The sequence below is a fragment of the Streptomyces sp. NPDC050743 genome, assembly GCF_044456925.1.
Classification (GTDB): domain Bacteria; phylum Actinomycetota; class Actinomycetes; order Streptomycetales; family Streptomycetaceae; genus Streptomyces.
Genome location: NZ_JBITGJ010000177.1, coordinates 1 through 9500, shown reverse-complemented (window position 1 = coordinate 9500; position 9500 = coordinate 1). Strand labels below are relative to the sequence as shown.

Sequence of the window (9500 nt, the reverse complement as noted above, 5' to 3'; positions counted from 1 at the left end):
CCCTGACGGCGATCCGGCTATCCCTGCCCTGCTCCGCAGGAGTCCGATTCCTCCCCGGCCTGAAGGCCGGGGCATCCTCGGAGGAACCCGGTGAATGATGCCTACGCTGCCGCTGTCTTGAACGGCACTGGTTTGGAAGATCGCGTACGCGGGCTGCTCCCGAGCGGGGACTTGCTGACCTGTGACGTAGCGGTGCCATGCCAGATTCCCCGTCAGCGCTCGCCCGCTTCGGGCACGCGGGGAACGCCTACACGAGCCGTCGATCAGGGGGATGACATGTGCCGTACGGCCAGCAGGGCCACGTCGTCGTCGTTGTCCGGTGGTCGCGCCCGTGCCAGCAAGTGATCCGTGAAGGACTCCAGGGTGTGGTGGGCGAGGGACGCGGCATGCCGGCGTAGACGGTTCAGGCCCTCGTCCAGGACGTGGCCGGGGGACTCGATGAGGCCATCGGTGTAGAGGAGCAGGGTCGATTCAGGCGGCAGCTGCACCGTCGCGTCAGGGCGGACCTGTTCGGGCGCGACGCCCAGCAGGATCCCGTGGCCGTCGGTCAGATAACGGGCCGCACCCTCGTGGGTGACGAGCAGCGGAGGCGGATGGCCCGCATTGGTCCAGGACAGCTCGCATTGGCCGGCGTCGTTCTCCGTCATGCGAGCGAAGATCATCGTGGCCATGGAGACCTCCGCGATGTCGAGGATCGCCTCGTCGAGCCATTCCACGATCTTGCTCGGCGGCTTCTGCTGGGAAAGGGCGTACGCGCGGAGCATGTTGCGCAGCTGGGCCATGCCGGCTGCCGCGTCCAGGTCGTGACCGACGACGTCGCCGATGGCGAGGGCCGTGGCGCCGTCCGGCAATATGAACGCGTCGTACCAGTCGCCGCCGACCTCAGAGGCGTCCGGCGCGGCCAGGTAGCGGGCGGTCATGCCGCAGTTGGCGGTGCGCGGGAGCTTCGGCAGCAGATGACGCTGCATGGTCTCGGCGACTTTGCGCTGGCGCTGGTAGAGGCGGGCGTTCTCCAGGGCGAAGCTGGCGCGGCGGGCTATGTCCTCCAGCAGGACGATGTCACCGCCAGTGAACCGTTCGGGCTGGTCGGCGCGCCCGAGGGTGAGGGCGCCCAGTACGGCGTGCAGGCTGCGGATGGGGACCAGGACTGCCGAGTGCATGCCGGTCGTCTCGAACAGGCGCCGTTGTTCCAGCGCGATGCCGGAATCGGGCGGGCCCTGATAGGTCTCCGGCCCGGCGAGGGAGGACGCGACGCCGCGCAGGGCGCGGGACAGCGGCATCGAGGACTCCTCCGGCACGGGCGGCATGGGCCCCTGGAGGTCCTCACGGAACACCACGGTGCCGCCCTCGGCATGGGCGACGGCGAAGCGCCACACATCGTCCCGCTCACCGATCAGATCGATGACGGCCCAGTCGGCGAGGCGGGGCACGACAAGGCCGATCAGACGGCGCAACGCCTCGTGGATGTCCAGGGTGGAGGTGAGCAGGGTGGTCGTCTCGGCGAGCAGCGTGAGCCGTTCCAGCTCCGACAGCCGCCCGCCGACAGGTGGCCGCTGGGCGGGCCGCCCGGAGTGTCCAGCGGAGTGAAAGAGGACGAGTGTGGCCGACGGGCGGATGCCGACGCCGATGTCGCAGGGAGTGGCCAGCCACGCCACCGGCAGCAGCGTTCCATCGCCGCGCTCGACCCACACGTCGTCGCCCTGCTCCGTGCGCCCGGCCAGGATGCTCTCCCTCAGCCGGCACTGGGCCCTCGGTACCGGTTCCCCGCAGCTGTTGCGATGCAGCAGGTCGTGGGCGTCCTGGCCGACCAGTTCCGAGGCGGATCGGCCCAGGAGCTCTACGCCGCGGGTGTTGACGGCGACGATCGAACCCTGCTCGTCCGCCAGGTAAGCACCCGTTCCGAGGGCGTGCAGAGCCTTGACAACCGCCTCTTGGGAGTCGCTATGTCCCGTCACGGCCTGCCTCCCCTCACCGAAGCAAATGTGCTGGCCACGCCCTGCACATACGGGGTTCCCCTTGGGACAGGGGTGATGCTTGCAGGCGTGCACCGCGCCCTGCTTCTCGCAGACACGCTCAACGGCTGATTGCGTACCTCTCCACATGTGGGCGGGCGTCGGCGCAGCGCGGACCTGCGACCGCTCCTTCCCAGTCGCGGGGCCGGTGTCCCGGTCGTAGACCGGGCGTATGGTGCCGCGACGGTCGGTGGAACCGATGCTGGCGCAGACCCGTGACCCGCAGCCCCTGGCACATCCCACCAGGACCCACTCCAGCTCCTCGCGCAGTCGGCCTCTGGTTGCTGCTGCTCTGACCGGTTCGCCGTGCTGCAGACGTGTTGCAGAGACGATCGCTCCTGGAATGCCTCGTGGCCTGCCGTTGGATCCCGGTGACACCATGCTTCGACGCGCTGTCACGCATCCGCCCAACCGGCAAGGTGACAACGCCCTTTGAGGCGATGCTCACCCGCGCCAGATGAACTCGTGCGCCATCGCGATCATGGCACGTGCCGCGGCACCGGGCGTGCGTTCGGACGGAGCGGCCAGGGAGAACCGCCATTCCAGGTCGGCGTCGTCGACGGTCAGCGTGGCGACGTCCTGTCCCTTGCCGAGGGCGACCCGTGGCAGCAGGGCCACGCCCAGGCCGTTTCGGACGTAGGCCACGCCGGTGGTGAGGTCGGTGATCTCGATGGCGACGCGATGGGGGACGGAGGCGGCGGCGAAGGCCCGGTCGGCGACGGTCCGGTTGCTGTAGCCCACGGGGAAGTCGACGAAGTCCAGGCCGGTCAGTTCGGTGATCGACACGGTGCGGCGTTTCGCGAGCGGATGGTCGGCCGGTACGACGAGGTCGAGAACCGAGGTGGCGAGGTCGGTCAGCGTGATGCCTGTCGGGTGCGGTCCGGGCCCCGAGACGAAGGCGAGGTCGAGCCGCCGTTCGAGGAGGGCGTCGACCAGGCCCTGGGAGCCGGAGGCGGCGGCGCAGGTCCGCAGGAACACGCCGGGATGACGCCGGTGGAATTCACCGAGGAACACAGGGAGGTCGATGAGCCCAACCGTGGTTATCGCGCCCAGCCGCAGTGTGCCGCGCAGTCCGCCGCGGACCTCGGCCACCGCGTCTGCGGCCTCCCGGGTGGCGTCGAGAGCGGCATGGGCGCGGGGGAGCAGTGCAGCACCGGCATCGGTGAGCAGCACGCGTCTGGGGGTGCGTTCCAGCAGCGGCACGCCGAGTTCTCGCTCGAGGTTCTTGATCGTGGTGGAGACGGCGGACTGGACGACGTGCAGCCGTGCGGCGGCACGGGTGAAGTTCGCTTCCTCGGCGACGGCGACGAAGTACTCCAGCTGGCGCAGTTCCACCCTCCGAGTATCCCTCGGCAAGCCCCCAAGGTATCTCTCAGCGAGATGGCGGCAGTCTCTGACTTTCGTTGGACAGCGCCTGTTCAGTCCGGCGATTCTGTTGGAAGAACAACCTCCACGGGAGGGTGAAAAATGGCCGGGGTCTTCAAGAGGATCATCCACGGAGCCGCGGACCGTCCCGCTATTTCTGCTGCGATATGGAAGAAACAAATTGGCCCCGGATGGTGGCTCGGATGTCACCCGAGTTCCATGGGTCTGAAGGATTTCTCGCCTTCTGCCGGGATATCTGCGATCACTACCGATCCCGAAATAGCGGATTCATAATCTCAGAGTAGAGGAATGGTCCGGAGCCTGGGCCCGACGAGGATACCGGCACCAGCATCATTCTTGTCCAGAAGACGAAAGGTCACTCATGCCTCAATCCATGCGCGCGCTCGTAGCCGGAAAGGTCGGCGAGCCTGCCGATGTCCTGCGGCTGGAATCCCGGCCCGTTCCGACGCCAGGGGCCGGTCAGGCGTTGATCCGCGTGAAGGCGACTCCGGTTCACGCCGGTGATCTGCACGTGCTGCGCGGTCGCTACGGTTTCTCCCCGGAGTTTCCCGCTGTTGGGGGAAACATGGAATGCGTGGGTCGTATCGAGGCCCTGGGCCCGGATACCGAGGGACTGAAGATCGGCGAGCGGGTGGTGAACGTTGCAATCCCGGCAGTACCCGGGCCGCATGTCGCCGGCACCTGGCAGGAATACCTTGTTGCCGATACACGAAGGCTCTTGCCGGTCCCCGATCATCTGAGCGATTCCGACGCCTGCCAACTCGCGGTCAACCCGTTGACCGCCCTGCTCCTGGTGACGCGCGAACTCGACGTACAGCCGGGTGAATGGCTGTTGCAGACGGCAGCGGGCGGCACCGTCGGCCGGCTCGTCATTCAGCTGGCCAGGCGTCTTGGTATTCCGACGATCAACGTCGTGCGGCGACGCGATGCTGTCGAGGAGATCATCGCGCTGGGTGGTGACGAGGTCATTTGCACTGAGGACGAGGACCTCTTGCAGCGTGTGGCCGAGATCGCAGGACCGGCTGGCGTCCACAAGGCCATCGACTGTGTCGCGGGCCATGTGGGTGCCCAGGTGTCCCAGGCATTGGCTCCGGGAGGAGAGGTCGTGGTCTACGGCGCGCTCTCCACCCATCGGCAGACCGACCCGGCAGCGCTGACGATCCCGCTGCAGGCACGCTCGGTCATCTACGAGACCAAAGCAGTCCGTGGCTTCTGGCTGAACCGCTGGTTCGGCACCGCCTCACCTGCGGATGTGCTGGACGCGCTGTCCGAGGTTCGCACTCTCGTCGCTGATGGAGCGCTGACCATCCCCCAGGGCCGACCGTTCCCGCTCGAACGCTTCACCGAAGCCATCTCGCTCGCCGAAACACCCGCACGTGGCGCCAAGCCGCTCTTCGTCTTCGAAGACGGCCGGCACGGCGACAACACGTAGCACGCGGTATCCGGCACAGCCGGAGCCTGTCACCGGGCGGCAGCCGCTGCACTGGCCGGCGGAGGAGATACTGACGTCGCCCAGGTCATCGCCACCGTGCGCCGCGATCCGGCTCCGCACCGGTGTCCTACGTGGACGTGCCACGGGGGAGGCGGAGGCACAGTTCCCGAGCCGGGGCCGCACCGGCACAACCGTCACGACCGCACGCCCGACGGCGTCAAGCGCGTGACGGGCATCCCCGCCCAGGTCGGATTCGCTGTCCGAGCGACGTCGGACAGAACCGGTGGAAAGGCGCCGGAGCCGGCGGAAGGGTGGCGGACCCGGCGACGGCGTATCGTCATCGTGTACGAGTTCCCTCGCACGGCGAGGTCGGTGAGATGCGCACCCCGCATGGGTCATCCTCCATGCGTACCACGGACTTCTCCGACGGCCCGGCTGCGTTCGTGGTGGACGCCCGAGGACTGGTGTCCGCGTGGAGTCCGACGGCCGAGCGTCTGTTGGGCTACGAGACGGCCGAGGTCGTAGGCCGGCCGGTCGCGGAGCTTTGGCCAGTGATCCCTTGGGACGCTCCCCAGCAGTTGTCGTCCGCCTTTGCGGACGGTCCTCTCGGTCATGCTGCCGTCCTCACGCATCGGCAGGGTCATCCTGTGCCCGTCACACTCGCGGCCTATCCCCTGACATCGGTCGTGCCGGGTAGCGAGGGGACGGTGATCCTGGTGACCGCCGTTTCGCTGCCGACGGCGGTCCAAGACTCGCTTCACCACCGCGAGCGCATCGCCGCGGGTGCCCTGAGAAGTCGCATGGAGCCCGCTGATGCCCCCGACCACAGCGCGGCTTGGATCACTCGCTCGTACGTACCCGCGCGTGGTGGCACGGGTGTGAACGGCTCCTGGGCCGATGTAATCCCGCTGTCCAGTGCCCGTGTCGCTCTTGTGGTCTCCGATGTCCCGGCCTCCGGCATGCAGGCCACCGTGTGCATCGGACTGATCGCTGCCGCCGTCCGCGCCCTGACGGAGCTGGATCTCGCACCTGAGGAAGTGCTTGCTCGGCTGGATGACATCGTGTCGCGCTTTGCCGCAGGCCACGGCAACAAGTGGTCTGTGCCGTTCGCGGAACGACTGGTCGGCGCGACGTACCTCTACGCGGTGTATGACCCCATCGCGCGCCGGTGCGTCCTGGCGAGCGCCGGCCACCCCCCGCCCGCGATCGCCGATCCGGACGGATCCGTCCACGTCCCCGAACTCCCCGACAACAGACCCCTGGGCATGGGCGAGCCCGTCTTCGAGTCGCTTGACCTGGAGCTCGCCGAAGGCAGCACCCTCCTCTTCTACACCGGCGGTCTGGTGCGGGCATGCGGCACGGACGGTGCCATAGCCGGGCTTCTCGGCAGGGCCATGCGTCAAAGCGGCCCGTCGATCAAGGAGGCCTGGCGGGTCACCGTCGACACCATGACGCCGCTCCTGGAGGCTGAGGACGATCTGGCGCTCCTGGTCGTTCGGACACGCGCGCTCAGCGGCGACCGAGTGGTTGCCTGGGAGCTGCCGGGGGACCCAGCCGCCGTCGCCGGCATTCGCTCCCTCGTTCTACACCAGCTCGAACAGTGGGACTTGGGGAGCCTTGACTTCACCACGGAGCTGATCGCGAGCGAACTCGTCACCAACGCCATCCGCTACGGCCGTGAGCCGATGCAGCTGCGGCTGGTCTACGACCGGACCCTGATCTGCGAGGTGTCCGACGGCAGCAGCACCTCTCCGCACATCCGCCGGGCGAGTGCCACTGACGAAGGAGGACGCGGCTTGTTCCTCGTGGCCGACTGCGCGCAGCGCTGGGGTGTGCGCTACACCAACCAAGGCAAGACCATCTGGGCCGAGCAAGCACTCAGCTAGTGGTGGTCGAGGTCGCGGCCGTCATTCAGGACGGTGCCGTGATCGGCGGTGCAACCCGGACAGCGCGGTCAGGAGTGTGGACTCGCCCGAGCCGCTCGGGCCGATCACTGCGAGCAGGCACTTCGTGGACGTTGAAGGCTCCCCTCCCTGGAGGGAGGGGATGCGTCGCCCTCCAGGGCTGAGCGGGGATCTACGGCTCAGGCCGCCACCGGAGCCGGCGGCCCCGGTGGTCCTACGCCCTCGGCACCGTCCGGGTTCCAACCTGCCCGGACCAGCATCACGCGGGCGGAGTTCTTGTCCCTGGGGGACACCGCTCCGCACACGGTGCAGGCATACGTTCTCATCGACAGAGGCAGTGCGTGCTTGGTTCTCGCTTCGCACGTGGCACAGTCCATCGTGGTGTGCGCCGGGTGCACGAGACGGACCTCCCGCCCGTGCTTGCGGCCCATCTCGCACAGGGCACGCTTCGTCGCGGCGATGGCGGCATCGGCCGCCTTACGGGCCATGGTCGTCTTCGCCAGGAACCTCGGCCTGAAGTCCTCCACCGCAACCCCGTCGTGGCCGCGCATCACGGACTTGGCCCACTTGCGGGCGGTGTCCTCCCGCTGCCTCGCCATCTTCTTGTGCAGCTTCGCCGCCTGCGCCTGCGCCTGCCGGTAGCCCGCGGATGCGGGCTGTCCCTTCGAAGGCCGCCGCCGGGCCATCATCCGCTGATACCTCGCCAGCCGCTGCGCGGCCCGCCTGCCGTGCTCGGCATGCGGCAGATCGTAGGCGTCGTCCGTGGTGGTGGCGGTCTCCTTCACACCCCAGTCCACCCCGAGCACGCGCCCCGTGGCGGCGAGCGGTTCACTCTGCGCGGCAACGACGAAGGACACGTACCAGTGCCCGAGCGTGTCCTGGTACACCCGCACACTCGACGGGTCGGCCGGAAGATCCCGCGACCACACCACCCTCAGCACGATCCGGCCCGCAAGGTGCAGCCGGCCGTCATCGAGGCGGAAACCGCGCTTCGTGTAGTTGAGGCTGCACCGCGCCTCCCCCTTCTTCTTGAAGCGGGGCATCCCGGCCCGCCGGTGCATGGGAAGCCGGTCCTTGATGTCCTTCAGCGCCTTCGCCCTCGACCTGGCGAAGTCCCGAATCACCTGCTGCTGAGGCACGCTCGCGCCCTCAGCCAGCCATGGCGTCGCCCCGCGGGCCTCGGTCAGCATCTTGTCGAGCTGCCCCGGACCACACGTCAGCTTCTCGCCACCCGCTTTGCCCTGCACGTGGACCTGCCGGGACTTCGCGACGCACTCATTCCAGATCCAGCGGCAGCGATCCCACTCGGCTTCGAGCCGGCGCCTGGCCGTGTTCGACAGGCGCACACGGAAGGTGTACCGGGCATGCCCGGCGTCCTTCGTGGTCGCCTCCGTCGTCATGCATCCGAACCTACCCGAGCGGACCGACAGTTGAGAGCTCTCGATCATCGTGGGCGGCATCACCGCCGTGCGGGGTGGACGCCGGATCGCCCCGACGGCGATCCGGCTGTCCCTGCCCCGCTCCGCAGGAGTCCGATTCCTCCCCGGCCTGAAGGCCGGGGCATCCTCGGAGGAACCCGGTGAAGTCGACGCCTTCCCCGCCGGCGTAGACCGTGCCGTCCGGTCCGGTGCTCACCCAGGGGTCGGTGGCCCGTTCGTAGTCCGCGCCGCCGGGGGCGCACAGGCTGAACGGCAGCGTGCTCCGGTGGAAGGTGTGGCCGTCCGTGGTCCAGCCGGCCGCCAGGCCACGGGCGCCGCCGTCGTTCCAGCGGTCCTGCTGGAACACGGTGACCACGCGCTTCGGGTCGCGCGGATCGACGGACAGGTACGGCTCGACCTCGGTGCCCGGGTAGACGACGCTGTCGGGGGACCTCGCGCCGATGGTGCACTTCGCGTACGGGTCGCCCTGGGACACCTTGACCAGTGGTGTGCCGTGGGGGTTCCAGTCTGCCGCGGCGGGAGTCGCGCCGGTGACCGTGACGAGCAGGAGCGCGGCGGCGGTGACGGCGGGCAGGGGCAGGAAGACGCGCATGCGGGATCTCCTCCGGGCCTGGCGGCCGGGGTACGGGACCGCCGTCAGCCAGGCGGCCGGGGGCGCGGAGGTGTACCGGAACGCGAGGGTGGGGCGACTCCGCTTGATCCTTTTCGGTGTTGCAGCCTGTGCCCTTGATGGGCCGAACGACGGAGCCATCCCCGGGGGCGTCGAGCAGCGCGGCTGAGCCGACCGGCGGTGCACCGCGCCGGTCGGCTCCTTGGTCGTGCTGTTACGGCGCCGTGTCGTAGGTCCTCGGAGAGGGCCGCAGGCCGCGTGCCGGTTGGCGGTGCCGGCGGGGTCGGCCTTGGCTCAGACGGGTTGGTGGAGCGGGATGACCTGCTGGACCTCTTCCACGGTGGGGATGAGCCAGGGCATCGGCAAAGGGCCACCTCAATGCGGACAGCGGCGCGATCATCGCCCGCGCCAGAAGGAAGACTCCATCACCGTCGGCACATCCAGGCTCGAGGCCGGCGCGACTGCTCGTTCTCCTGCGCCTGTTCAGCAGCTGCCGAGTGTCAACAACGCTTGTGAGCAATACCGCTGGGAAATCCGAAATCAATGCATCTAGGAAATGCGAACGACCTCGTCGGTCACTGAGCTCTTTCAGCGCTGCCGCTCCAGGGTGAGGACGGCCGCGGCGATGGACGTCATTCGATTTGGGCTGCACCGGGACCTGCGGAAGATCCGCCACGACTTCAGTCGTGCGACGCCGCGCTCGACCGGCGCCCGTGC

The 9500-nt window shown here is 68.5% G+C and carries 6 protein-coding genes and 2 pseudogenes; 2 read left to right on the top strand and 6 right to left on the bottom strand.

Translation table 11 applies throughout. The features are described from left to right. Positions 1–263: 263 nt before the first annotated feature. Together ACIBJF_RS49760 and ACIBJF_RS49755 are read right to left on the bottom strand one after the other, a co-directional pair. Positions 264–1955 carry a SpoIIE family protein phosphatase gene (locus ACIBJF_RS49760; RefSeq protein WP_399184508.1) on the bottom strand — a complete coding sequence of 564 codons (1692 nt, stop codon included), beginning with the start codon at positions 1953–1955 and terminating at the stop codon, positions 264–266. A gap of 501 nt (positions 1956–2456) precedes the next feature. Beyond that, positions 2457–3347: a LysR family transcriptional regulator gene (locus ACIBJF_RS49755; protein ID WP_399184507.1), complete on the bottom strand. Its 891-nt coding sequence runs from the start codon at positions 3345–3347 to the stop codon at positions 2457–2459. Positions 3348–3771: 424 nt separating this feature from the next. Between ACIBJF_RS49755 and ACIBJF_RS49750 the strand changes: the two genes are divergently transcribed. Both ACIBJF_RS49750 and ACIBJF_RS49745 read left to right on the top strand, forming a co-directional pair. Further along, positions 3772–4830 (top strand): zinc-dependent alcohol dehydrogenase family protein, encoded by a 1059-nt coding sequence (locus ACIBJF_RS49750; protein ID WP_399184506.1) that lies wholly within the window; start codon positions 3772–3774, stop codon positions 4828–4830. Positions 4831–5234: 404 nt separating this feature from the next. Beyond that, positions 5235–6716, top strand: coding sequence for a SpoIIE family protein phosphatase (locus ACIBJF_RS49745; RefSeq protein WP_399184505.1), 1482 nt, complete (start codon positions 5235–5237; stop codon positions 6714–6716). An 8-nt stretch (positions 6717–6724) separates the two neighbouring features. Here ACIBJF_RS49745 and ACIBJF_RS49740 read toward each other — a convergent pair. The 4 genes and pseudogenes from ACIBJF_RS49740 to ACIBJF_RS49725 all read right to left on the bottom strand — a co-directional run. Then, a pseudogene (locus ACIBJF_RS49740) lies at positions 6725–6839 on the bottom strand (ATP-binding cassette domain-containing protein); the annotation flags it as partial. A 74-nt stretch (positions 6840–6913) separates the two neighbouring features. Then, entirely contained in the window at positions 6914–8134 is a 1221-nt protein-coding gene (locus ACIBJF_RS49735; RefSeq protein ID WP_399184504.1) for an RNA-guided endonuclease InsQ/TnpB family protein, read from the bottom strand. A gap of 10 nt (positions 8135–8144) precedes the next feature. Further along, the gene (locus ACIBJF_RS49730; protein WP_399184503.1) at positions 8145–8765 is read right to left on the bottom strand and encodes a hypothetical protein; all 621 of its coding nucleotides are present in this window, start codon (positions 8763–8765) and stop codon (positions 8145–8147) included. Between the two features lie 606 nt (positions 8766–9371). Beyond that, positions 9372–9500 (bottom strand): annotated as a pseudogene (locus tag ACIBJF_RS49725) (IS5/IS1182 family transposase); the annotation flags it as partial.

Excerpts from the sequence above, each read along its gene's own strand:
- ACIBJF_RS49735 (WP_399184504.1), bottom strand. The coding sequence starts at position 8,134 with ATGACGACGGAGGCGACCACGAAGGACGCCGGGCATGCCCGGTACACC.
- ACIBJF_RS49745 (WP_399184505.1), top strand. The coding sequence starts at position 5,235 with ATGCGTACCACGGACTTCTCCGACGGCCCGGCTGCGTTCGTGGTGGAC.
- ACIBJF_RS49750 (WP_399184506.1), top strand. The coding sequence starts at position 3,772 with ATGCGCGCGCTCGTAGCCGGAAAGGTCGGCGAGCCTGCCGATGTCCTG.
- ACIBJF_RS49730 (WP_399184503.1), bottom strand. The coding sequence starts at position 8,765 with ATGCGCGTCTTCCTGCCCCTGCCCGCCGTCACCGCCGCCGCGCTCCTG.